The organism is Solimonas marina, assembly GCF_012241385.1.
Taxonomy (GTDB): Bacteria; Pseudomonadota; Gammaproteobacteria; order Nevskiales; family Nevskiaceae; genus Solimonas; species Solimonas marina.
Genome location: NZ_JAAVXB010000011.1, coordinates 82,287 through 104,040, shown reverse-complemented (window position 1 = coordinate 104,040; position 21,754 = coordinate 82,287). Strand labels below are relative to the sequence as shown.

Below are 21,754 nucleotides of genomic sequence, written 5' to 3'. Positions count from 1 at the left end.
GGGGGTCTCCTGCAGCCGGCGCGCGACAGGCGCGCCGGAGGTGTCTGTGAAAACGCTTTAGTTCGACCAGCCGCCGTCGATGACCTGGATCGTGCCGGTCGTGAACGCGGATTCGTCGCTGGCCAGATAGGTCGCCAGCGCGGCGATCTCGTCGGCGCGGCCGACGCGGCCCATCGGCTGGCGGGCGATGAACGCGTCGCGGATCACGCTGACGTCGACGTTCTGTTCGCGCGCCTGGGCCTCGATTCGCTGTTCGAGCGATGGCGATTCGACGGTGCCCGGGCAGATCGCATTGCAGCGAATGCCGCGCGCCACGAAGTCGGCGGCGATTGCCTTGGTCATGCCGATCACCGCGGCCTTGGTCACGCCGTAGACGAAGCGGTTCGGCACACCCTTCACGCTGGAGGCGGCCGACGCCATGTTGATGATCGAGCCGCCGCCCTTTTCCAGCATCGCCGGCAGCAGCGCCTTGCTCAGGCGATACATCGCCGTGCAGTTCAGCTGCCAGGAGAAATCCCAGTCCTTTTCGGTGCAATCGAGCAGCGTGCCGTGATGGACGAAGCCGGCGCAGTTGAACAGCACGTCGAACGCGTCGGCGCCGGTGTGCGCGGCGGCCAGATCGGCGATCGCCTGCGCGTCGGTGACGTCGAGCCTGAGCGTTTCGAGCGCGTCGCTACCTACTTCCAGCTTCAGGGCCGCCAGCGCGTCGGCATTGATGTCGGCGGCAACAACCTGTGCGCCTTCGCGGATGAACATCAGAACGCTGGCCTTGCCGATGCCCTGTCCCGCTGCGGTGACGAGGGCCTTTTTTCCTTTGAGTCGCATATCAACTCCTCCTTCTTGGACCGATTGTCCAGTGGCTGGACCAATTTTGCAAGTGAAGGCCGCGTCATGCTGCGAGTCGGGCAGGTGGAGGCCGGGCGGCGACGCGATCGCCGCCCGGTCGGGCTTCAGCGCGTGATCGTCTGAATGCCGTCGGTCGAGCCGACGATCAGCACGTCGGCCGGGCGGCGTGCGAACAGGCCGACGCAGACCACGCCGGTGATCTGGTTGATCGTCGTTTCCAGCGCCAGCGGGTCGGTGATCGCCACGCCGTGCAGGTCGATGATGACGTTGCCGTTGTCGGTGATCACGCCGTCGCGCAGCTTGGGTTTGCCGCCGAGCTTGAACAGCTCGCGGCCGACGTAGGACTGCGCCATTGGAATGACTTCGACCGGCAGCGGAAACTTGCCGAGCACGTCGACCTGCTTGGAGCGGTCGGCAATGCAGACGAACTTGCGGCTGGCCGCGGCGACGATCTTCTCGCGCGTCAGCGCGGCGCCGCCGCCCTTGATCAGCTGCAGCGCCGGATTGGCCTCATCGGCGCCGTCGACGTAGATCGACAGCTCGCCGGTCTGATTGAGATCGAGCACCGGCACACCGATCTGCTTGAGGCGTTCGCTGCTGGCATTCGACGACGACACCGCGCCCTTGATGTCGGCGACCAGGCGCTTCTCGGCGATCAGGTCGATGAAATGGTTGACGGTGGAGCCGGTGCCGACGCCGAGCACTTCGCCGGGTTCGATATAGGCGAGGGCGGCTTCGGCGGCTTGGCGTTTGGCGAGGTCTTGCGGGCTCATGGTTCGGGTCCGGCGGCGATCGAGGCGGGGAATGGCGCGCAATCGTACCGTGGGCGCGACGTCAGTTGAATGTCCAGTCGACGGGGTCGATATCCGGTCGCCGTGGAGCTCCGGCGCCGCAATGCCACTCAAGGCGTTCCGGCACGTTTGCGCGGTCTTGCTCCGAAGATCGCGGAGCCGACGCGGACCAGGGTCGAGCCCTCGGCGACGGCGGCTTCGAGGTCGTCGGACATACCGGCGGACAGCGTGTCGAGCGGCAGACCGTCGGCGCGCAGCTGCTCGTAGAGCGCATGCAGCTGTTGAAACGGCGCGCGCGCGTCGTTCCCGTCGTCGACCGGCGCCGGAATCGCCATCAGGCCGCGTAGCTGCAAGCGCGGCAGTGCGGCGACGGTGCGGCACAGTGCCGCGGCGTCGGCCGGCGCGCAGCCGGACTTGCTGGCCTCATCGGAAATGTTGACCTGCACGCAGACCTGCAGCGGCGGCAACTGTGTCGGTCGCTGTTCGGACAGGCGCTGCGCGATCTTCTCGCGATCGACGCCGTGTACCCAGTCGAAGTGCTCGGCGACGGCGCGGGTCTTGTTCGATTGCAGTGGGCCGATGAAGTGCCAGACCAGCGGCAGATCGGCGAGTGCCTCGCGTTTGCGCAGCGCCTCCTGCACATAGCTTTCGCCGAACGCCTGCTGGCCGGCAGCATGCGCGGCGCGCACCGCGGCCGCATCGAAGGTCTTGCTGACAGCGAGCAGCGCCACGCTGCCTGCCGACCGGCCGGCGCGCTGCTCGGCGTCGAGGATGCGCCGACGCACGGCCTCAAGTTGCGCTGCGATGTCTGCCATTGTTGCCTGTCGTAGAATTTGCCGATAACGTCCGTCGCGTCTCAAGCATTACCGGCCTTGGGGCGACATTAGACATCATCACGCTGCTGTTTCGCCTCGGGGGGCGTCATCAATGGATATCGCGCAGTTGCTGACGTTCAGCGTCAAACAGGGCGCGTCCGATCTGCATCTGTCCGCGGGCGTCGAGCCCATGATTCGCGTCGACGGTGACGTCAAGCGCATCAACCTGCCGCCGCTGGATCACAAGAGCGTTCATGACATGGTCTACGACATCATGAACGACAAGCAGCGCAAGGCCTGGGACGAATTCCTCGAAACCGACTTCTCGTTCGAGATTCCAGGCCTGGCGCGTTTTCGCGTCAATGCCTTCACGACGATGCGCGGCGCCGGCGCAGTGTTCCGCACCATTCCGTCGAAGATCCAGTCGCTCGAAGACCTGCGCTGCCCGGCGATCTTCAAGGACATCTCCGAGTTTCCGCGCGGCATCGTGCTGGTGACCGGGCCGACCGGCTCCGGCAAGTCGACGACGCTGGCGGCGATGGTCAACCACATCAACGAGAACGAATACGGCCACATCCTCACCGTCGAGGATCCGATCGAGTTCGTGCACCCGCCGAAGAAGTGTCTGATCAACCAGCGTGAAGTGCATCGCGACACCTTGGGTTTCAATGAAGCCCTGCGTTCGGCGCTGCGCGAGGACCCGGACGTGATCCTGGTCGGCGAAATGCGCGACCTCGAAACCATCCGTCTGGCACTGACCGCGGCCGAAACCGGACATCTGGTGTTCGGCACGCTGCATACCTCGTCGGCGGCCAAGACCATCGACCGCGTCGTCGATGTGTTTCCGGCGGCGGAGAAGGACATGGTGCGTGCGATGCTGTCCGAATCGCTGCGCGCGGTGATTTCGCAGACGTTGCTGAAGAAGAAGGGCGGCGGCCGTGTCGCCGCGCATGAAATCATGATCGGTACGCCGGCCATCCGGAATCTGATCCGCGAGAACAAGATCGCGCAGATGTATTCGTCGATCCAGACCGGTGGCAAGGAGGGCATGCAAACCCTCGATCAGTGCCTCAAGGATCTGGTGCGCAAGGGCATGACGACGATCGAGGAGGCGCGCCTGCGCTCGGCCGATCCGCGTACTTTCAACGTCAACTGAAGTCTGGCCGAAGCTCAACATGGACCGTGAACAAGCGATCAAGCTCGTCCAGCAGTTGCTGGCGATGATGAAGCAGAGGGGCGCATCGGATCTGTTCATCACCGCCGGCTTTCCCCCGGCGATCAAGCTCGATGGCCAGATGACGCCGGTGATGGACAAGGCGCTGCCCCCGGAAGGCTCGGCGCTGATCATGCGCTCGCTGATGAACGATCGGCAGATCAAGGAATTCGAGGCGAGCAACGAATGCAATTTCGCGATCGCGCCGCCTGGCGTGGGCCGGTTTCGCGTCAATGCGTTCGTGCAGCAGGGCCGCGTCGGCGGGGTGCTGCGTACCATCACCACCGAGATTCCGACCTTCGATCAGCTCGGTCTGCCGCCGCAGCTGGCCAAGGTGGTCATGGAAAAGCGCGGGCTGGTGCTGATGGTCGGTGCGACCGGCTCCGGCAAGTCGACGTCGCTGGCGGCGATGCTGGGTCACCGCAACGCCAATACGCGCGGTCATATCGTCACCATCGAAGACCCCATCGAATACGTGCATCCGCATGTCGGTTGCATGATCACGCAGCGTGAAGTGGGCACCGACACGTTCTCATGGGAGGCGGCGCTGAAGAACACGCTGCGTCAGGCGCCGGACGTGATCCTGATCGGTGAGGTGCGCACCCGTGAAGGCATGGAGTACGCCGTCAACTTCGCCGAAACCGGACATCTGGTGCTGGCGACGCTGCACGCCAACTCGGCGAACCAGGCGCTGGATCGCGTCATCAACTTCTTTCCCGAGGAGAAGCGCGAGCAGTTGTTGATGGACTTGTCGCTGAACCTCAAGGCCATCGTCTCGCAGCGTCTGGTGCGCAAGGAAGGTGGTGGCCGCGCGGCGGCGATGGAAATCATGATCAACTCGCCGTTGATCTCGGACCTGATCTTCAAGGGCGAGGTGGCCGGCATCAAGGAGGTCATGGCTCGCTCCAACGAGCAGGGCATGGTGACTTTCGACCAGTATCTGTTCCGCCTGTTCGAGGATGGTGTGATCAGCTACGACGAGGCCCTGCGCAACGCCGACTCGCAGAACGAGCTGCGCCTGCGCGTGAAGCTCGAATCGACACGTGCACGCGCCGATCTGCTTGAGGACGAAGGCGTCAAGCGCATGCGCATGGTCGACGACGACGACGCCTCGGTCCTGCGCCGCTGAACGCTCGCCGCCCCAGACCCATCGCATGCTCAAGATCCTGCCGTACCTCAAACTCTGCGTCGAAAAGAACGGCTCGGACCTGTTTTTCACGGCCGGCGCGCCGGCGCAGATCAAGATCGAAGGCGAATTGCTGCCGATCGGCAAGAATGCGCTGACGCGCGATTTCATCGGCGAGCTGGTGGCCAGTATCCTCACCGACGACCAGCAGGCCTATCTGCAGCAGTACCTGGAAATCGATCTGGCGACCGAGGCCGGCGGCCTGGGCCGTTTTCGTGTCAATGTTTTCCACCAGCGCGGTTCGCTGGGCATGGTGATGCGCTACGTGCGCTCACAGGTGCCGCAGCTCGATGAGTATCCCGGCATGCCGTCGGTGCTCAAGTCGCTGATCATGCAAAAGCGTGGCCTGGTGTTGATGGTCGGTGCGACCGGCTCCGGCAAGTCGACGACGCTCGCGGCGATGCTCAATCATCGCAACGAGAACATGGCCGGACACATCCTGACGATCGAGGATCCGATCGAGTTCGTGCACCCGAACCGGCGCAGCATCATCAACCAGCGCGAGGTCGGACAGGACACCGTGAGCTACGAGCGCGCACTGAAGAGTTCGCTGCGCGAGGCGCCGGACGTGATCCTGGTCGGCGAGGTGCGCACGCGTGAAACCATGGATGCCTGCGTGCAGTTGGCCAACACCGGCCATCTGGCGATCTCGACCCTGCACGCCAACAACGCCTATCAGGCGCTGCAACGCATCGTGAACCTCTACCCCGACGAACTGCGTGATCAGCTCTACATGGATCTCGGCCAGACCCTGCGCGCGATCGTCTCGCAGCGCCTGGTGCGACGCCAGGACGGTCGGCGCTGCGCCGCGGTCGAGGTCATGCTGAATACGCCGTTCATTCAGGAGCTGATCCTGCAACGGCGCATCGACGACATCCGCGAGGCGATGGACCAGTCGTCCGACGCCGGCATGCAGACCTTCGACCAGTCACTGCTCAAGCTTTATCGAGAGGGCCAGATCTCGCTCGACGAGGCGCTGACCAACGCCGATTCGCGCACCAACCTCGAAGCCAAAATCAACTTTGGGTGAGCGACCGCGCTTGCGAAGTGCCGGTGGCACTTCGCGCGGGAGCGAACGCCCGGCCATGGAGGGCCGGGCCGGGGTTGGCTACTCAGGTGAAGTTGCGCCACGGATGGCGTCCCGATTTCATCTAAACCTACCGTCGCGCTTGCGAAGTGCCGGTGGCACTTCGCGCGGGAGCGAACGCCCGGCCATGGAGCGTTTACCCCGCTGAGGGATGACTCGATGTCATGCCGAAATCAGTAAACGCGGGCCGGGGCTCGCTGTTTCAACGAGGCTGCGCCCAGGTTCATCCCAGGATGGCGATGACCGCCAATGCCGCGCTTGCGCATAGACGGCGGCTTGCTTCAAACGCGGTTCCGGCGCGCTGCCTTGCTTATATAAGGAGTGAGTCGACCGCGACGCCAGGCGTCGTTCCATCGACTGCATGGCCCGTTGTCGCCGGTTGCGCCCCTTGCGCGGATGCCGGGCGCTCGCTAGAATCGCGCGCTTTTCGAGGTTCCCGAAGCCCTCTTGGGGGCGGAAGAACCGAACTATAACTACCGATAGCAGGACTCAAGAGATGAAGACCATCTTTGCGAAGTCCGAGACCGTCAAGCGCGACTGGTACGTGATTGACGCGACGGACAAGACCCTCGGCCGTTTGGCCACGGAAGTGGCGCGCCGCCTCCGCGGCAAGCACAAGCCGGAATACACCCCGCATTGCGACACCGGCGACTACATCGTCATCGTCAATGCCGAGAAGGTCCGTGCGACCGGCAACAAGGTCCAGGACAAGGTGTACTACAGCCACTCCGAGTATCCGGGCGGCATCAAGTCGATCACCCTCGAAAAGCTGCTCCAGAAGCATCCGGAGCGGGTCATCGAGAAGGCGGTCAAGGGCATGCTGCCGGGCGGTCCGCTCGGCTATGCGCAGTTCCGCAAGCTGAAGGTCTATGCCGGTAGCGAACATCCGCACGCCGCGCAGCAGCCGCAGCCTCTCAATATCTGATCGAGTCCAGTCACATGGCGAAGAACATCGAATACAAGTACGGCACGGGCCGCCGCAAGACGGCTGCCGCCCGCGTCTTCCTCGCGCCGGGCTCCGGCAACATCACCATCAACGGCAAGACGGTCGAAGACTACTTCGGTCGTGAAACCTCGCGCATGCTGGTTCGCCAGCCGCTCGAAGTGACCGACTCGGTCGGCCGTTTCGATCTGAAGATCACGGTCGCCGGTGGCGGCCCGAACGGTCAGGCCGGTGCGGTGCGTCACGGCATCACCCGTGCACTGATCCAGTACGACGAAGAAATGCGCCGTCCGCTGCGCGCCGCCGGTCTGGTGACCCGCGACGCCCGTGAGGTCGAGCGTAAGAAGGTCGGTCTGCACAAGGCCCGCCGCGGTACGCAGTACTCCAAGCGCTAAAACGCTTGGACATCGGGCGGCGAGTGCGTATACTCGCCGCCCCACGGTTTCCGCTTGTCGGATGGGGGATCGTCTAATGGTAGGACTGCAGACTCTGACTCTGCCTATCGTGGTTCGAATCCACGTCCCCCAGCCAATCCGAAGCACACAAAAAGGCCCGCATCATGCGGGCCTTTTTGTTTCATGGCGTCGGTGCTGCGTCAGGCATTTCGCGCGGGCGGCAGCCATTGCCGCAAGCGTGAGCGATGCAGGAACAGCAGCGCCGTACAGCAGGCCCAGACACCGCAAGCCAGCGCAAACAGCTCGCCGCCGTCCTTGGTGCCGTCGCTGTTGACGACTTGCACCCCCAGCGGTGTGAACAGGTGAAAGCAGATGGCGCCGCTGATGATGGCCAGACCGAGCAGTGCGCCCAGGCCCTGCAACACGCGCCAGCGTGCGACGAAGCTGCCGGTGAGCAGCAGGATCGACGCGACGAGTTCGGCGCTGCCGATCACGTGTGCGCTAAACAGCCCGCCCGGCGCAAACAGGCCGGGGAAGCCGAGGCTGGCAGCCCATGGATCGAGTTTGCCCTGGAAGATGTAGACGGTCTCTGGTGAGTTCGTGAACTTGAAGAACAGCGACTGCACGAACACGAAACAGATGTAGAGCGCGAGCGCGATGTGGCCGTGACGGCGAATGAAGGGCATGGCCTGATCTCCTACTGTTGGCTCAAGGCCGGCCAGTTGTGGTCGGCCTGTTCGATATAGGCGTCGCGGCGCTCCAGCCACTTGCCGCGAATGTCCTTCGAGTAGTTCAGATACAGCTTGCCGTCGACCACCGAGTACGCTTCGGGGTCGATGCCGACCTTGTCGCCCTTGGCAACGGCGTACGCACAATAGCCGCCATATTGCGGCGCATAGCGCTGCGGATCGGCCTTGAACGTGGCGAGGTGCTCGGCGCTGGCGAACTGCCAGTTGGCGCCATGCCAGGCGTAGCGGAATTCGGATTTGCCCTTGATGGCGCGATCGTCGGTCTGGTAGGCGACGACGTCGTAACCGTCGGCGGCGAGATGGCCGAACAGCGTTGTGTTGATCGCATCGTCCGCGCGGGCAGGGCCGGCGAGCGCGAAGCCGAGAACGGCAAGGAGCAGCAGGATGGGGCGGAACATGAGGCACTCCGGTCGAATACGGGTGCCGTCACTGTGCGCCCGGCGGCACTGTGCCTCCAGCGCTGCCGCGACGCGGTTTATGCCCGATCGTTCACTGCCAGGCTTCGCCGCGCTTGAGATCGGTGCGGAACAGGTGCAACAACTCGAACGGGCCGGTGACGTGTGCGCCCCGCGCGGCGTTCTTGGCGCCGATCTCGAAGGCGATGCGCCACTGGCGGAACATCGAGCGGTAGCCGCGCAGCAGCGGCGTACCGGGATGGTAGATGTGCGCGGCCTCGGCCGTCACACCGTTGACTTCGAGAATGCGCAGTCCCTGGCCGGCCTGTAGCGCCTCCTGGGAGGGGCAGCGCAGGTCGAGGCGGCCGAAATGAAAGCCGGGAATCGCCTCGAAGATGCGTGTGACTGCTGCGGTCAGCGCCGGCGTCGCCAGCGCCGAAGCATCGAGAAACAGCGAGCCCCGGCAGTGCGCGCCGATTTCGACCAGCGCGAAGCGCTCGCCGCGCGGCGGCGTTTCGTGCAGGCGCGTGGCGAAGCGTTGCCAGAGCAGCGGTGCGATCAGCCGCGCGCGCGCGTCGGCGGCGATCAGTTCGGCAAGGCTGTGGACGCCATCGCCGGTCACGGTTGGAAAGCACTTCTGCGTGATCGAATAGACAACGGCGTGATCGTCCTGCGGATCGCGCCAGACGAAAACGCCGAACTCGTCGCCGCCGATGTAGCGCTGGACGATGACGTCGCCGCTGGCGGCGCTCAGGTAGTCGCGCAGCGCCGCCTCGTCGCGAATCACGGCGACGCCACGGCCGCGCGAGCCGATATTGGGCTTGAGGATGATCGGATAGCCGTCGCCGGCCATCGTGAAGGCGTGTGCGCGGGCGATGCGTTCAGCCAGCGGCGTTGCCAGATCGAGGCGCTCGAAATGCGCGACGAGGTCTGGCGCGCCGTCCATCAGTGCGCCGAGCGCGTCAGCCTTGCTCTCGCCGACCACGCCGCCCGACTCGAACGCCGGATTGGCGGCCGTAAACGCCGTCGGCCGGCGGAAGCGCAGGCCCAGCCAGACGATGTACGCGATAATCGGCAGATAGAACAGCCAGGCCGGCCAGAACTCCCAGCGCCGCCAGCGATCCCAGCGGATCGCCAGGCGCTCGGCCAGTGGCGCGCGATACGCAGCGGCCGGCGCCGCGTTCAGTTCGTCCACTGTAGCCTTTCGTGGCGCACGGTCTCCGGCGCCTTGCCGAACTCGTCGGGCAGGGTCAGGCCTGCGGCCAGGGCGATCGGGCGGATCAGTGCGTAATGGTGAATCGCGTGGCTGGCGACGAAGTTCAACTCGCGCGCCAGCGACGAGACGCTGACGTGGAAGTCCGAACCTTCGATACCGATCGAAAAGCCGACCGATACTGCTTCATCCGGACGGTGCCCGGCCAGCGCGCGAAGCTTGGTGACGATGCTGTCGAGACGCTGCTGTGCGACGTCCGGATTGCGTTCGACGCTGCGGTCGCGGGCGCGGTGGTCGTAGTCGACCAGCGCGCCCGGCTGGCGATCGAGCAGCGCCTCGTAGTGCTCGATGATATGCCGCAGATGCGGGCCGATCGCAGCGGAGAAAGTCTCGACGCGACTGATCAACTGTTCGGTCAGCCGACGGCCCTGGCCGACGACCGCGGCGTTGAAATCGATGACGTCAGCGAATGACGGGCGCGACTTCATCTGCTACCTCCGTGTGGCTGGCGGCGATCCGCTCCTGTCGCGACTGCCGCAGCAAGAGCAGCGGATAGACCGTACAGAACGATACCGTCGGGATGAAGCCCGGCGCCAGCGTAATGAGAATGTGGGGGGTGCCGATCAGGTGGTGGACGCTGATCAGCAGGGTATAAGTGAATGCCATCGAGCCGCTGAAGGCGATGCAGGCGCCGAGGCGCGGCGTGCGGCCGAGGCGGAACAGAAAATTCATGATCTTGACGCCCGCAAGCGTCAGGCCCGTGCTCATCAGGAAGTGGGTGAAGCCGATGCGGATGGCGACGTCCTGCCCGGCGCTCCAGTTGACGAAGCATGCCCAGCTTCCATAGCACGCGCCGCCCAGGATTGCGCCGAAGACGCTGTCCATCAGCCTGCGCAGGCGATCAAACATGAACCCAACCCTGACCATCGTCTAGTTGTTAATTTCGAGAATGCTGGCAGCGCCCGATGTCTGCCCGCTGAATGCCAGCTTACGAATCGTCGCATATTGGCGTAAGGGTCGCCGCGCCGGCGCTTATTGCCGATCGTCCGGCGCTGTTGCTGCGATCAATGCTTGCAGGGCCGAGACGATGACCTGCGGGTGCTCCCATAGCAGCAGATGCCCGGCGTCCGCATAGCGCCAGATGCGGTGTGGCGTATGCGCCAGCATGCGTTGCAGATAGTCGGCCGTGCGCGGGTCGACCAGGCCGTCCGCCGTGCCCTGCACGACGTAGACCGGCATGCGCAGCGTCGCCCAGCCCGGTTCCATCTTGCGCAACTCGGATTGCAGCGGCATCAGCTCGCGGTTGGCGTCGGCGAGTTCGCGCGGGATCAGCCAGTCGACGACCGGCCAGGCGGCAAGCTTCTGATACCAGCGCGGCGCTTCGTAGGTTGGCGCGACCGACGGCGCGAGCAACAGCACGCCGCGCACCTCGCTCGGGTAGTCCATCGCCAGCTTCGCCGCGATCGCGCCGCCGAGCGAGTGTCCAACGACGATGGTCGGTCCGCCCGGCCCTTTCAGCAGCGGCGCGATGCGGCGCGCCTGCTCGGCGAGACTGGAGACGATGTGATGGGCCTCGGAGCCGCCGTAGCCGGGGCGGTCCGGGATCAGCATTGGACCATAGTGTTGGAGCGCCGGATCTTTCAGATAGGCGGCAAAGGCCTGCCACTCGCCCGGCGAGCCGTGCACGAACAGAATCCGCGGCGAACCCGGATGATCGGCCTCGACATAGCGCAGGGTGTGGCCGGCGACGGTCTGGGTATGCATCTGCGGCGGCGGCGCGCCGGGGAACAACTGCTCGAAGCTGCCCTTGGGATACGGCGCGCCGAAACAGCCGCCGAGCAGGGCGGATAGCCCGAGCGCACAGCGGCGGAGAGTCTTGTTCATGGTCGAGGGGCCAAAGACGGACATAGAGGACCGCAGCGTCAGTCGCAAGGTTCAGTCGTCCAGGTCGCGGCCTTCATTCAGCCGCTGTACGGACGACCACGATAACTGTACGCGCGGCTGCACCGGCGGCGGGGCGTCGGGCCATATAATGGCGCATTAATGCGCTGCTCTGGTGCATTGCCGCGAGTATCGCGAAAGGATTTCTGCTGATGGATGGCTCTTCCCACACTGCTTCAGGTGCCCGCGGCGCGGCCCCGGTCACGATCGGGCTGCCACGCGCCAAGGGACTGAGCTGGGCGGCGTCGCTGCTGGATGCGGCGACCGGGCTCAGCGCGCTGGAACGACACTATCGGCGCCGGCCGCCCACCGCCGAGCCGGCCGAGTTCGTGCGTTACGCGCTGGGTGCGATCGGCGTCGGCTACCGGCTCTCGTCGGGCACGCTGGATGACATTCCGGCCGAGGGGCCGCTGCTGATCGTCGCCAATCATCCCTATGGCGCCGCCGAAGGTCTGGCCTTGGCCGACCTGCTGCTCAAACGCCGTCCCGACGCCAGGCTGTTCGCCAACACGCTGCTGTGCACCTTGCCGGAGCTGGCGCCACTGGTGGTGCCGATCGACGTCTTCAAGAGCGGTGTCAACGGCCGCAGCATCCGCACCGCAATGCGCCATCTGCAATCGGGCGGTGCGTTAATCGTGTTCCCGGCCGGCGAAGTCAGCCGCATCGACTGGCAGGCGCGGCAGATTGCCGACCCGCCGTGGTCGCCGACCGTCGCGCTGCTGGCGCGCCGCAGCGGTGCGCGCGTGCTGCCGTTGTTCGTTGAAGGCCGGCCGAGGCTGCGCTCGCTGGCCGCCGGCACCGTCAATGCGCGCCTGCGCACGGTGATGCTGGCTCGTGATCTGTTGGCCATGCGCGGCCGCACCCTGGGCCTGCGCATCGGCGCCACCGTCGAACCGCGTGAGCTCGAACGCATTCCGGAGCGTGCGCAAATCGACTACTTGCGCGTGCTGACCTATTCGCTGGGGACTGATCGCCGCGACGGCGAGGCCGCCATGCCGAGGGCGCTGCTGCCGCTGGCGCCGCGGGCCGATGCGGCACGCCTGGCCGACGAAGTGGCCGGGCTCGAGGCGCATCGTCTGTTGCAGGCCGGCGAGTTCGAATTGTACCTGGCGCCCGCCACGCGCATGCCGCTGCTGCTCGACGAGATCGGCCGGCTGCGCGAAGAGAGTTTCCGGCTACTGCAGGAAGGCACGGGCCTGTCGCGCGATCTGGACCGTTTCGACCCGCACTACGAGCACCTGTTCCTCTGGCACCCGCAGCGTCGCGAGATCGTCGGCGCCTATCGCTTCGGGTTCACCGACGACATCGTGCCGCGGCACGGCGTCGATGGTCTCTATACGCGCACACTGTTTCGCTACGACGCGCGGCTGATCGCCCGCACCGGCCCGGCCATCGAGCTCGGCCGCTCGTTCGTCGCGCCGGCCTGGCAGCGCAGTTTCCAGCCGCTGCGACTGCTGTGGGGCGGCATCGCTGCGGTCCTCGCGCGCCGCCCGGAGGTCCGTTACCTGTTCGGTCCGGTCAGCATCAGTCCCAGCTACAGCGTCGAGGCGCGTCGCCTGATGGCCGAGACGCTGAGCGTGCATCACGCCGACGGTGATCTTTCCGGGCTCATCGAGCCGCTGCATCCGCTGCCGCAGCGCCGCCAGCCGGCCGAGCACCGCAACGTGATTTCGGCGCTGGCCGATCCGAAGCTGCTGTCGCGCGTGATCTCGCGCGTCGAGCGCGGACCGGGGCTGCCGGTGTTGCTGCGTCACTATCTGGAGCTCAACGGCCGCTTTGCCGGCTTCAACGTCGACGAGAGTTTCGGCGGCACGCTCGACGGGCTGGTCTTCGTCAGCGTTGCCGGCATCCCGCCACGGACGCTCGAACACTTCATGAGCGTCAGCGGCGCCGCGCGCAAAACGCCGGGCTGAACCTGCCGCGCGCGGGGCGCGCGGGCCGCGACGCCAGCACCCGGTGGCGCAACGGCGCTTGCCGGGCGCGCCCGCCGCGCCGACATTGCGCAAAAACGTCGGAGGAGGATTCATGACTGCCGATCGCGTGCAGCTGCGCGACCTGCTGCGCGGCGCAATGTCGACCCTGCCTGATTTCATGACGACGCAGCGCGGCGTCTGGAACATGCTGCGCTTCAAGCCGCAGACGCGGGCGTCGATTGGTCAGCGCTTCGCGTGGCTGGCGGCGCATCAGCCGGATGCGGTGGCGCTGCGTTTCGAGTCGCAGCGCTGGACCTATGCCGAGATGAACGCCTGGGCCAATCGTGTTGCGCACTTGCTGATGGCGCGCGGCGTCGGCCGCGGCGACGCGGTGGCGCTGCTGTTCGAGAATCGCCCCGAGGCGCTGGTCTATGCGCTCGCCATCGTCAAGATTGGTGCGATCGCGGCAATGCTCAATCCGCAGCAGCGCGGCAAGGTGCTTGCGCACAGCCTCGGGCTGACGCAGGCGCGTGCGCTGATCGTTGGCGACGAATGCCTGCCGGCCATCGCATCGCTCGATAGGCCGACCGATCCGGCGCGGATCGACTGGTGGGATGGGGAGGGCGACGCACCGGCCGGCTACGCCCATCTGCGCGCCGACAGCGCGGCGCTGCCGGATTTTGATCCGCCGCAGACGGCCGACATCTGTTTGCGCGATCCATGTTTCTACATTTTCACGTCGGGAACGACCGGGCTGCCCAAGGCCTCGCGCATGACGCATTACCGCTGGATGCGCAGCCTTGCCGGTGTCGGTCAGCTGGCCATGCGCCTGCGCCGCGAAGACGTGCTGTATTGCGCGCTGCCGCTTTATCACAACAACGCGCTGACCGTGTCATGGAGTGCGGTGCTCGGTGCCGGCTGTACGCTGGCGCTCGGTCGCAAGTTCAGCGCGTCGCGCTTCTGGGACGAAATCCGCGCCGTCGATGCGACGTCGTTCTGCTACATCGGCGAGCTGTGCCGCTATTTGCTCAATCAGCCGGCCAAGGATGGCGATCGTCAGCATCACGTGCGCCTGATCATCGGCAATGGCTTGCGTGCCGAATTGTGGGACGACTTCCAGCAACGCTTCGGCATCGAGCGCATCTGCGAGTTCTACGGCGCGTCTGAAGCCAACCTCGCATTCGTCAACGGCTTTGGTCTGCGACGTACCGCCGGCTTTTGCCCGCTGCCGTTTTCGATCGTCGAGTTCGATGCCGAGCACGATGCACCGCGGCGCGACGCGCAGGGTTTCATGACCCGGGTCGCAACCGGCGGTGTCGGCTTGCTGATCACCGAGGTCACCGAGCGCGCACCGTTCGATGGCTATACCGACAAGAAAGCCAGCGAAGCGAAGCTGCTGCGCGATGTGTTCAAAGCGGGCGACTGCTGGTTCAACAGCGGCGATCTGGTTCGCGACCAAGGCTATGCGCATATCCAGTTCGTCGATCGCGTCGGCGACACCTTCCGCTGGAAGGGTGAGAACGTTGCGACGACGGAAGTCGAAGGCGTGTTGAACACCTTTGTTGGTGTCGACGAAGCGGTCGTTTACGGCGTCGAAGTGCCGCATGCGGACGGACGTGCCGGCATGGCGGCACTGACGCTGAGCGGGCATTTTGATGGCGCGGCACTGGCGGCGCATTGTTGCGCGCAGTTGCCGGCTTATGCGGTGCCTTTGTTCGTGCGCCTACGCGGTGAGCAGGAGACGACGGCAACGTTCAAGTTCCGCAAGCTCGAACTCAAGCAGCAGGGTTTCGATCCGGCCAAAGTTGGCGAACCGCTCTACGTTCTGCGTGACCGCAGCGTCGGCTATGAGCCGCTCGATGCCTCGCTGTTCGAGGCCATCGTGCGTGGCGCCGTGCGTCTTTGAACGTGTATGACAATTGACCCGAGCGCCGATTTCGAACGCCGGACAGCCAAGGCGTTCATCGGTCTTGCGATGCGAAGCTGCCGGCCTATCGGGGGAGTCCAAACACTACTGTCATGAACGTCGATATCAAAATAGAACGTAGCGTCGAAGTCGACGCACCTTACGAAAAAGTCCTGCCGTTGCTGACCGATCTGGAAGGCACGATCCGCCGCTTCCCGAAGCTGCGCAAGCTCACCAAGCTCGGCCCGAACGCCTATCTCTGGGAGATGTCGACGATCGGTTCCAAGGCCGCGAACATCGCACACGAAGTCAGCTACGGCGCGAAGTACAACATCGATGCCAAGCGCGGCGAAATCAGTTGGGTACCGGTGCCGGATCGCGGCAACGCGACCATCGAAGGGCGTTTCAAACTGCTCGATCAAGGCCAGCGAACGAAGCTGACGTTCGATGTGCGCGGCAAGTTGCGCGAGGTGCCGGTGCCGTTGATGTATCGCCTGCTCGCACCGCCATTCATCCAGGGCAAGTTCACGCGTCTGGTCGACATCTTTCTCGAAAATACGCGCGAAGCCGTTCTGGGCGGCGCGAAGTAAGCCAACACCTCAACCCATGAGCGCCGCGCAGCGGCGCCACGTTGCGTGCAGCAGCGACTGCGCGTTGCGGCCGCGCTGTTGCGGCGTTCAAGCGAGGAGGGGATGTACATGAGTGTCGTCGACCGTTTTACCGGTATCGGGCTGCGCTGGGTCAATCAGATCGCCGGTGCGCCGATTCTTGATCGTCTGGGCCTGCGTCGTCCGACCGAGCAGGCGCTCTACCACGGCACCCGCATCGGCTTTCGCAGCGCCGCCGCCGCGGCGCGCGGGTTCAAACGTGTGCAGACGCTCGGTCAGCCTGCGCGTCCGTCATCGCCGTCGACATCCGGACTGTTTGATCTGACGCCGAGCGAGGATCAGCAGATGCTGCAGGATGCGGCGCGGCGCTTTGCCGATGAAGCCTTGCGTCCCGCTGCTGCTGCGGCTGATGCCGCCGGTGCCGCTGATGCGACGCTGCTCGAAGGCGCGGCTGAACTGGGGCTCGGCGTACTCAACATCCCCGAATCGCTGGGCGGTGCCGGCAGCGAGCGCTCGGCCGTTGCCAATGCGTTGGTCGCGGAGGCGCTGGCCTACGGCGACATGGCGCTGGCGGTCGCGGCGCTGGCGCCATCGGCCGTCAGCAACGCGCTGGTGCTGTGGGGCGACGCGACGCAGCAGGCGAGCTATCTGCCGGCTTTCGTCAACGAGCACGCGCCGATGGCGGCGCTGGCCCTGCACGAACCGCAGGTGCTGTTCGATCCGTTCGCGCTGCAGACGCAGGCTCGGCGTGATGGTGCGGACTACGTATTGAGCGGCGTCAAGTCGCTGGTGCCGCGCGCGGCGGCAGCCGAGCTGTTCGTTGTCGCCGCAGCGCTTGATGACGGTGAGCCGGCATTGTTCATCGTCGAATCATCGGAAGCCGGCCTCAGCATCGAGGCCGAACCGGCGATGGGTTTGCGCGCCGCCGAAACCGCGCGTCTGCATCTCGATGCCTTGCGCGTGCCGGCCTCGGCGCGCCTGACGCATGACGCTGCGGCGTATCGCGACGCTGTCGCCTTGTCGCGCGTCGCCTGGGCGGCGCTGGCGTCGGGAACCGCACAGGCCGCACTCGATTATCTGATTCCGTACGTCAACGAACGCACCGCGTTCGGCGAGCCCATCAGTCATCGCCAGTCGGTGGCGTTCGCGGTGGCCGACATCAGTATCGAACTCAGCGGTCTGCGCCTGACGATGCTGCGCGCGGCGAGCCGCGCCGAACGCGGCGTCGACTTCCTGCGCGAAGCGGCGCTGGCCAGACGCCTGGCCGCCGACAAGGGCGCGCGCATCGGCAGCGAGGCGGTGCAACTGCTCGGCGGTCACGGTTTCGTCAAGGAACATCCGGTCGAACGCTGGTACCGCGATTTGCGTGCGGCCGGCGTTGTCGAAGGCATGCTGCTGATCTAACGGAGACCGCGATGATCCATCTCGAAACGCCGAAGAAATTTCGCGGTCTGGTTGCGCAGGCGCAGCAAGTCGCGACCGAAATTTTCCGTCCCAATTCGCGCCGCTACGATCGCGCCGAACACGCGTATCCGAAAGAGCTCGACATGCTCGGCGCCGTGCTCGACGGCATGAATGCCAGCGGTGTCGGCGGCGCCGGTGCGGCTGGTGTGCGTCGTGACGCTGCGCAAGGCGAGGGCAATCGCAACGGCACCAATCTGTCGACCGCGCTCGGCACCATGGAATTGTGTTGGGGCGACGTCGGCTTTTTGTTGTCGATGCCGCGCCAGGGTCTCGGCAATGCAGCGATCGCGTCGGTTGCCAACGATGAGCAGTTGGCGCGCTTTGCCGGCCGCTGGGCGGCGATGGCGATTACCGAGCCGCATTGCGGGTCGGACTCGGCAGCGATTCGCACCACGGCACGGCTCGATGGCGATCACTACGTGCTCAACGGCGAGAAGATCTACGTGACCGCCGGTGATCGTGCCGAGCTGGTCGTGGTCTGGGCGACGCTCGATCGCAGCGTCGGCCGCGCCGCGATCAAGTCCTTTGTCGTCGAGAAAGGCACGCCCGGTTTCGAACTGGTGCGCCTCGAACACAAGCTCGGTATTCGCGCGTCCGACACCGCGGCCTTCGTGCTCAAGGATTGCCGCGTGCCGAAGGAGAATCTGCTCGGTGAGCCGACGATCAACGTCGAGAAGGGCTTTGCCGGTGTCATGCAGACTTTCGACAACACGCGGCCACTGGTGGCGGCGATGGCGGTCGGTCTGGCGCGCGCATGCATCGAGGAGACCCGGCGTCTGCTGCAGACGGCCGGCATCGAGGTCGACTACGCGCGGCCGGCGCAGGTGCAGTCCGCTGCCGCGGCCGAACTGCTGAAGCTCGAGGCCGATTACGAGGCGGCCTGGCTGCTGACCCTGCAAGCGGCGTGGATGGCCGATAACCGGCAGCCCAATTCGCTGCAGGCCAGTCAGGCCAAGGCCAAGGCCGGCCGTGCCTGCGTCGATATCGCGCTCAAATGCGTGGAGCTGTGCGGGGCAACCGGCTATGGCGAAGGCGAATTGCTCGAAAAATGGGCGCGCGATGCGAAGATTCTCGATATCTTCGAGGGCACGCAGCAGATTCAGCTGCTGATCATCGCGCGGCGCCTGCTCGGCAAGACCTCGGCCGAGCTCAAGTAGGCGTCGCTGGCCGACCAACAGGGCGACGGTTCATGCAACAGGAATTTCACGGGCGCGTACGCCTGCAGATCGACGACGGCATCGCGCGCGTCACGCTGATTCGCGGCGACCGACACAACGGTGTCGATATCCCGATGCTGCAAGGCATGCTGGCGGCGCAACGCGCGTTGCGTCGGCGCCGCGACGTGCGTTGCGCGATCATCGCCGGCGATGGGCCGTCGTTTTGCGCGGGGCTCGATTTCAAGTCCGTGTTGCGCAACAAGCTGCCGGCGCTGCTGCTGTACCTGCGCCTGTATTCGCCGGTCGCCAACATGTTCCAGCGCTTCAGCGTCGGCTGGCGGCAGCTGCCGTTTCCGGTCATCGCGGCGATTCACGGCAACTGCTTCGGTGCCGGCATCCAGCTGGCGCTCGGCGCCGACGTGCGCATCGCCACTGCCGATGCGCAGTTGTCGATCATGGAAAGCAAGTGGGGATTGGTGCCGGACATGGGGGGCACGGTGCTGCTGCGCGATGTGGTGTCGCTCGATGTCGCCAAGGAGCTGACGTTCACCAGCCGCATCGTCAGTGGTGCCGACGCTGCGGCGCTGGGCTTGGTCACGCACGTCGCCGACGATCCGCTGGACGCGGCCGCGGCGCTGGCGGCCGAGATCGCCACGCGTTCGCCCGATGCAGTAGCCGCCGGCAAATTCCTGCTGCAGCGCAGCTGGCAGGCATCGCCCTGGGGCGCGCTGGCGCTGGAACGCCGCTATCAGCGCAAGGTGATGATGCGCAAGAACCAGCGGATTTCCGTCGCGCGCCAACAGCGCGGCGGCGAGGCCAAGCCATTCGCGGCGCGCGAACTCAAGCGCTAGCGCCGGCGAACCGGCCTACAGCAGGCCACAGGTGACCGGCTGGTCGATGTCGAAGACGCCGGTTCGCGGTTGGTAGTCGTACGGGAACGGTGGAAAGCGGGCGATGCGGAACATCACGTCGACCGCTTCGGCATCGAGCGCGCGGCTGCCTGAACTGCGCGTCACATAGGCACTGATGACGTGCCCATTGCGGTTCAGGTGCAAGCGCACGACGACCATGCGCCGGCGCAGCCGCGTACTCTGCGGACACTGCTGCTCCGTACTGATGATGCGCGCCAGGCGGCGCAGGTATTCAATCGGCGGCGCTTGTTCGGTGTCGGCGTTCGGCGGCGGCGCTGCCGCGACCTCAGGCGCGGTCGACGCTGACGACGACAGTGCTGACGTTGCCATCGTCGTCGTCACGGCCGGACTCGGTGTGCGGCGGGCCGCGGCCATCGAGCGCGGCGCCACCGCGGCGAGCAGCAGCGGTGGCAATGCCGGCGCTCGTGGCGGTGGTTGCGGTGCCAGTTTTGGATGGGTGACCGAGGCCGGCGGCGGTGCCGGCGCGCGGCTGCGCTGGCGCTCGGCGGCCAGCAGACGCACGTCGTTCAAGGTCGGATCCGGCCGGACCGCAGGCACCGAAGGCACGGGGCGCAGCAGGACGATGGCAATCAAACTGACATGCAATAGCAGGGTCAGCGCGCACGCGAAGGCGCGTGCGCGATCTGGCTGCCGGATTTTGCTCGGGCGGCTCCACATGATCGGCTCCGCGTCTTCGATGACGCCGTCATCGACAACGCAATTGGCGCGCCAGATCACGTGTCCGAATGGCCGAATCGGTAGCTGGCGGTGCGCGCGGACCGCAATCACGACACAATATCGGGCGCGGCCGGCGAAGGAGAGGCCGCCCGGCAGCGTTGCCGACTGAAAACGGCGCCCGGCGATTCCGTCTCGGCGCATGACATCCACCTGACGTATAGAACCATGACGAATTCCAACAAGGCGGACGTATTGATCATCGGTGCCGGGCAGGCCGGCGGCGAAGTGGCGAGCTCACTGCGGCAGCAGGGCTTTGAAGGCAGCATCACCTTGCTCGGCGACGAGGCGTATCTGCCGTATCGTCGCCCGCCGCTGTCGAAGACGTTTCTGTCCGGCGAGGCGACACTCGAATCGCTGCTGATCAAGACGCAGGCGGTCTACGAGAAGAACCGTATTGATTGCCAGCTCGGCATCGGTGTCGAGACGCTGGACCGCGCCGCGCACGAAGTGCGTCTCTACGACGGCACGTCGATCGCGTACGGCAAGCTGGTGCTGGCAACCGGCGGCCGGCCGCGGCGTCTGTCGCTGCCCGGCGCCGATCATCCGAACGTGCACTACGTGCGCACCATCGACGACATCCTGCGCCTCAAGGCGCAATTCACCGAGGGTAAGCGCCTGGCCATCATTGGCGGCGGTTACATCGGCCTCGAAGCGGCCGCGGTCGGTATCAAGAAGGGACTGAACGTCACCGTCATTGAAGCGATGCCGCGCGTGCTGGCGCGCGTTGCCGCGCCCGAAGTGTCGACATTTTACGAGCGCGTGCATCGCGCCCGTGGTGTCGACGTGCGCACCGGCGTCGGCGTGCACGCGCTGGAAGGGGATGCGCTGGTCGACGCCGTGGTGCTGGCCGACGGCACGCGGATCGCGACCGATGTCGTCATCGTCGGCATCGGCCTGATTCCGAATACCGAGCTGGCCGAGTCGTCGGGGCTGGAGATCTCCAACGGCATCGTCGTCGACCTGCAGACCCGTACGTCCGACCCCGACATCTACGCGGTCGGCGACTGCACGCAGCACCGTAATGCCTTTTACGACAACAGCATGCGCCTGGAATCGGTGCCGAACGCGATGGAGCAGGCGCGTGTCGCGGCGGCTGCGATTCTCGGCAAGCCGGCCGAGTACAGCGCAGTGCCATGGTTCTGGTCCGATCAGTACGACCTGAAGCTGCAGATGGTCGGACTGTCACAGGGTTACGACCAGCTCGCTGTCCGTGGCGATATGAACGGCGAGTCGTTTGCGGTCTTCTATCTGCGTGACGGCGTCGTCATTTCTGCGGATGCAGTGAACCGCCCGCAGGAATTCATGGTCGCAAAGAAGCTGGTGGCCGATCGTGCGAAGATCGATGCCGCGCAGCTGACGGACGAGAGCGTGGTGCTCAAGACGCTGCTGCAGCCGGCCGCCTGAGGGTCGCTAGAGGCCTGATTTGAAAAAGGACTTTCTTCAGCTGGCAGACAGCTGGCGAAAGGGCGGGCTTCACCTTGCC

At 65.5% G+C, this 21,754-nt stretch carries 22 protein-coding genes and 1 tRNA gene; 13 read left to right on the top strand and 10 right to left on the bottom strand.

Going from position 1 to position 21,754, the window contains the following annotated elements:
- Positions 1–57 precede the first annotated feature (57 nt).
- The 3 genes from G7Y82_RS17150 to G7Y82_RS17140 form a co-directional block, all read right to left on the bottom strand.
- On the bottom strand, positions 58–825 hold the full coding sequence (locus tag G7Y82_RS17150; protein ID WP_168149368.1) for an SDR family oxidoreductase: 768 nt from the start codon (positions 823–825) through the stop codon (positions 58–60).
- A 125-nt stretch (positions 826–950) separates the two neighbouring features.
- Positions 951–1,619 carry a ribose-5-phosphate isomerase RpiA gene (gene rpiA / locus G7Y82_RS17145; protein WP_168149367.1) on the bottom strand — a complete coding sequence of 223 codons (669 nt, stop codon included), beginning with the start codon at positions 1,617–1,619 and terminating at the stop codon, positions 951–953.
- A gap of 128 nt (positions 1,620–1,747) precedes the next feature.
- Positions 1,748–2,452 carry a YggS family pyridoxal phosphate-dependent enzyme gene (locus G7Y82_RS17140; RefSeq protein ID WP_168149366.1) on the bottom strand — a complete coding sequence of 235 codons (705 nt, stop codon included), beginning with the start codon at positions 2,450–2,452 and terminating at the stop codon, positions 1,748–1,750.
- 112 nt (positions 2,453–2,564) lie between these two features.
- On the opposite strand from G7Y82_RS17140, the gene G7Y82_RS17135 reads away from it, so the two are divergent.
- The 6 genes from G7Y82_RS17135 to G7Y82_RS17110 all read left to right on the top strand — a co-directional run bounded on the left by G7Y82_RS17135 (position 2,565) and on the right by G7Y82_RS17110 (position 7,412).
- Positions 2,565–3,608, top strand: coding sequence for a type IV pilus twitching motility protein PilT (locus G7Y82_RS17135; RefSeq protein WP_168149365.1), 1,044 nt, complete (start codon positions 2,565–2,567; stop codon positions 3,606–3,608).
- 19 nt (positions 3,609–3,627) lie between these two features.
- Positions 3,628–4,794, top strand: a complete 1,167-nt coding sequence (locus G7Y82_RS17130) for a PilT/PilU family type 4a pilus ATPase (RefSeq protein ID WP_168149364.1) — start codon at positions 3,628–3,630, stop codon at positions 4,792–4,794.
- A 25-nt stretch (positions 4,795–4,819) separates the two neighbouring features.
- Complete coding sequence (locus G7Y82_RS17125; protein ID WP_168149363.1) at positions 4,820–5,881, top strand: PilT/PilU family type 4a pilus ATPase; 1,062 nt, start codon at positions 4,820–4,822, stop codon at positions 5,879–5,881.
- 553 nt (positions 5,882–6,434) lie between these two features.
- Entirely contained in the window at positions 6,435–6,863 is a 429-nt protein-coding gene (gene rplM / locus G7Y82_RS17120; RefSeq protein ID WP_168149362.1) for a 50S ribosomal protein L13, read from the top strand.
- Positions 6,864–6,877: 14 nt separating this feature from the next.
- Positions 6,878–7,276, top strand: coding sequence for a 30S ribosomal protein S9 (rpsI, locus tag G7Y82_RS17115; protein WP_168149361.1), 399 nt, complete (start codon positions 6,878–6,880; stop codon positions 7,274–7,276).
- Positions 7,277–7,338: 62 nt separating this feature from the next.
- Positions 7,339–7,412: transfer RNA gene (locus G7Y82_RS17110), tRNA-Gln, on the top strand.
- Positions 7,413–7,476: 64 nt separating this feature from the next.
- Here the strand turns inward: G7Y82_RS17110 and G7Y82_RS17105 are convergent.
- The 6 genes from G7Y82_RS17105 to G7Y82_RS17080 form a co-directional block, all read right to left on the bottom strand.
- Positions 7,477–7,962 (bottom strand): hypothetical protein, encoded by a 486-nt coding sequence (locus G7Y82_RS17105; protein ID WP_168149360.1) that lies wholly within the window; start codon positions 7,960–7,962, stop codon positions 7,477–7,479.
- A gap of 11 nt (positions 7,963–7,973) precedes the next feature.
- Positions 7,974–8,423, bottom strand: a complete 450-nt coding sequence (locus G7Y82_RS17100) for a YHS domain-containing (seleno)protein (protein ID WP_168149359.1) — start codon at positions 8,421–8,423, stop codon at positions 7,974–7,976.
- A gap of 91 nt (positions 8,424–8,514) precedes the next feature.
- Positions 8,515–9,615, bottom strand: a complete 1,101-nt coding sequence (locus tag G7Y82_RS17095) for a hypothetical protein (RefSeq protein ID WP_168149358.1) — start codon at positions 9,613–9,615, stop codon at positions 8,515–8,517.
- The gene (locus tag G7Y82_RS17090; RefSeq protein ID WP_168149357.1) at positions 9,603–10,121 is read right to left on the bottom strand and encodes a hypothetical protein; all 519 of its coding nucleotides are present in this window, start codon (positions 10,119–10,121) and stop codon (positions 9,603–9,605) included. The genes G7Y82_RS17095 and G7Y82_RS17090 overlap by 13 nt, the downstream gene beginning before the upstream one ends.
- Positions 10,096–10,542: a hypothetical protein gene (locus G7Y82_RS17085; RefSeq protein ID WP_168149356.1), complete on the bottom strand. Its 447-nt coding sequence runs from the start codon at positions 10,540–10,542 to the stop codon at positions 10,096–10,098. The genes G7Y82_RS17090 and G7Y82_RS17085 overlap by 26 nt, the downstream gene beginning before the upstream one ends.
- A 123-nt stretch (positions 10,543–10,665) precedes the next feature.
- Entirely contained in the window at positions 10,666–11,517 is an 852-nt protein-coding gene (locus G7Y82_RS17080; RefSeq protein WP_168149355.1) for an alpha/beta fold hydrolase, read from the bottom strand.
- 209 nt (positions 11,518–11,726) lie between these two features.
- On the opposite strand from G7Y82_RS17080, the gene G7Y82_RS17075 reads away from it, so the two are divergent.
- The 6 genes from G7Y82_RS17075 (at position 11,727) to G7Y82_RS17050 (ending at position 19,473) form a co-directional block, all read left to right on the top strand.
- Entirely contained in the window at positions 11,727–13,487 is a 1,761-nt protein-coding gene (locus G7Y82_RS17075) for a bifunctional lysophospholipid acyltransferase family protein/GNAT family N-acetyltransferase (RefSeq protein WP_168149354.1), read from the top strand.
- A 112-nt stretch (positions 13,488–13,599) separates the two neighbouring features.
- The gene (locus tag G7Y82_RS17070) at positions 13,600–15,393 is read left to right on the top strand and encodes a long-chain-acyl-CoA synthetase (protein WP_168149353.1); all 1,794 of its coding nucleotides are present in this window, start codon (positions 13,600–13,602) and stop codon (positions 15,391–15,393) included.
- Between the two features lie 113 nt (positions 15,394–15,506).
- Positions 15,507–15,983, top strand: a complete 477-nt coding sequence (locus G7Y82_RS17065) for an SRPBCC family protein (protein ID WP_168149352.1) — start codon at positions 15,507–15,509, stop codon at positions 15,981–15,983.
- A gap of 108 nt (positions 15,984–16,091) precedes the next feature.
- The gene (locus G7Y82_RS17060) at positions 16,092–17,405 is read left to right on the top strand and encodes an acyl-CoA dehydrogenase family protein (protein ID WP_168149351.1); all 1,314 of its coding nucleotides are present in this window, start codon (positions 16,092–16,094) and stop codon (positions 17,403–17,405) included.
- Between the two features lie 11 nt (positions 17,406–17,416).
- Positions 17,417–18,622, top strand: a complete 1,206-nt coding sequence (locus G7Y82_RS17055; protein ID WP_168149350.1) for an acyl-CoA dehydrogenase family protein — start codon at positions 17,417–17,419, stop codon at positions 18,620–18,622.
- Positions 18,623–18,654: 32 nt separating this feature from the next.
- A complete protein-coding gene (locus tag G7Y82_RS17050) occupies positions 18,655–19,473 on the top strand; it encodes a crotonase/enoyl-CoA hydratase family protein (RefSeq protein WP_168149349.1) in 819 nt (272 codons plus the stop codon).
- Between the two features lie 15 nt (positions 19,474–19,488).
- On the opposite strand, the gene G7Y82_RS17045 is transcribed toward G7Y82_RS17050, so the two are convergent.
- Positions 19,489–20,055, bottom strand: a complete 567-nt coding sequence (locus G7Y82_RS17045; RefSeq protein WP_366515693.1) for a TonB family protein — start codon at positions 20,053–20,055, stop codon at positions 19,489–19,491.
- A gap of 381 nt (positions 20,056–20,436) precedes the next feature.
- Here G7Y82_RS17045 and G7Y82_RS17040 point away from each other — a divergent pair, with 381 nt between their 5' ends.
- Positions 20,437–21,675, top strand: a complete 1,239-nt coding sequence (locus G7Y82_RS17040; RefSeq protein ID WP_168149347.1) for an NAD(P)/FAD-dependent oxidoreductase — start codon at positions 20,437–20,439, stop codon at positions 21,673–21,675.
- The last annotated feature ends 79 nt before the right edge of the window (positions 21,676–21,754 follow it).

What these genes read in the sequence shown, in the direction of transcription:
- G7Y82_RS17150 (WP_168149368.1), bottom strand. Translation starts at nt 825, where the DNA reads ATGCGACTCAAAGGAAAAAAGGCCCTCGTCACCGCAGCGGGACAGGGC.
- rpiA (WP_168149367.1), bottom strand. Translation starts at nt 1,619, where the DNA reads ATGAGCCCGCAAGACCTCGCCAAACGCCAAGCCGCCGAAGCCGCCCTC.
- G7Y82_RS17140 (WP_168149366.1), bottom strand. Translation starts at nt 2,452, where the DNA reads ATGGCAGACATCGCAGCGCAACTTGAGGCCGTGCGTCGGCGCATCCTC.
- G7Y82_RS17135 (WP_168149365.1), top strand. Translation starts at nt 2,565, where the DNA reads ATGGATATCGCGCAGTTGCTGACGTTCAGCGTCAAACAGGGCGCGTCC.
- G7Y82_RS17130 (WP_168149364.1), top strand. Translation starts at nt 3,628, where the DNA reads ATGGACCGTGAACAAGCGATCAAGCTCGTCCAGCAGTTGCTGGCGATG.
- G7Y82_RS17125 (WP_168149363.1), top strand. Translation starts at nt 4,820, where the DNA reads ATGCTCAAGATCCTGCCGTACCTCAAACTCTGCGTCGAAAAGAACGGC.
- rplM (WP_168149362.1), top strand. Translation starts at nt 6,435, where the DNA reads ATGAAGACCATCTTTGCGAAGTCCGAGACCGTCAAGCGCGACTGGTAC.
- rpsI (WP_168149361.1), top strand. Translation starts at nt 6,878, where the DNA reads ATGGCGAAGAACATCGAATACAAGTACGGCACGGGCCGCCGCAAGACG.
- G7Y82_RS17105 (WP_168149360.1), bottom strand. Translation starts at nt 7,962, where the DNA reads ATGCCCTTCATTCGCCGTCACGGCCACATCGCGCTCGCGCTCTACATC.
- G7Y82_RS17100 (WP_168149359.1), bottom strand. Translation starts at nt 8,423, where the DNA reads ATGTTCCGCCCCATCCTGCTGCTCCTTGCCGTTCTCGGCTTCGCGCTC.
- G7Y82_RS17090 (WP_168149357.1), bottom strand. Translation starts at nt 10,121, where the DNA reads ATGAAGTCGCGCCCGTCATTCGCTGACGTCATCGATTTCAACGCCGCG.
- G7Y82_RS17085 (WP_168149356.1), bottom strand. Translation starts at nt 10,542, where the DNA reads ATGTTTGATCGCCTGCGCAGGCTGATGGACAGCGTCTTCGGCGCAATC.
- G7Y82_RS17080 (WP_168149355.1), bottom strand. Translation starts at nt 11,517, where the DNA reads ATGAACAAGACTCTCCGCCGCTGTGCGCTCGGGCTATCCGCCCTGCTC.
- G7Y82_RS17075 (WP_168149354.1), top strand. Translation starts at nt 11,727, where the DNA reads ATGGATGGCTCTTCCCACACTGCTTCAGGTGCCCGCGGCGCGGCCCCG.
- G7Y82_RS17070 (WP_168149353.1), top strand. Translation starts at nt 13,600, where the DNA reads ATGACTGCCGATCGCGTGCAGCTGCGCGACCTGCTGCGCGGCGCAATG.
- G7Y82_RS17065 (WP_168149352.1), top strand. Translation starts at nt 15,507, where the DNA reads ATGAACGTCGATATCAAAATAGAACGTAGCGTCGAAGTCGACGCACCT.
- G7Y82_RS17060 (WP_168149351.1), top strand. Translation starts at nt 16,092, where the DNA reads ATGAGTGTCGTCGACCGTTTTACCGGTATCGGGCTGCGCTGGGTCAAT.
- G7Y82_RS17055 (WP_168149350.1), top strand. Translation starts at nt 17,417, where the DNA reads ATGATCCATCTCGAAACGCCGAAGAAATTTCGCGGTCTGGTTGCGCAG.
- G7Y82_RS17050 (WP_168149349.1), top strand. Translation starts at nt 18,655, where the DNA reads ATGCAACAGGAATTTCACGGGCGCGTACGCCTGCAGATCGACGACGGC.
- G7Y82_RS17040 (WP_168149347.1), top strand. Translation starts at nt 20,437, where the DNA reads ATGACGAATTCCAACAAGGCGGACGTATTGATCATCGGTGCCGGGCAG.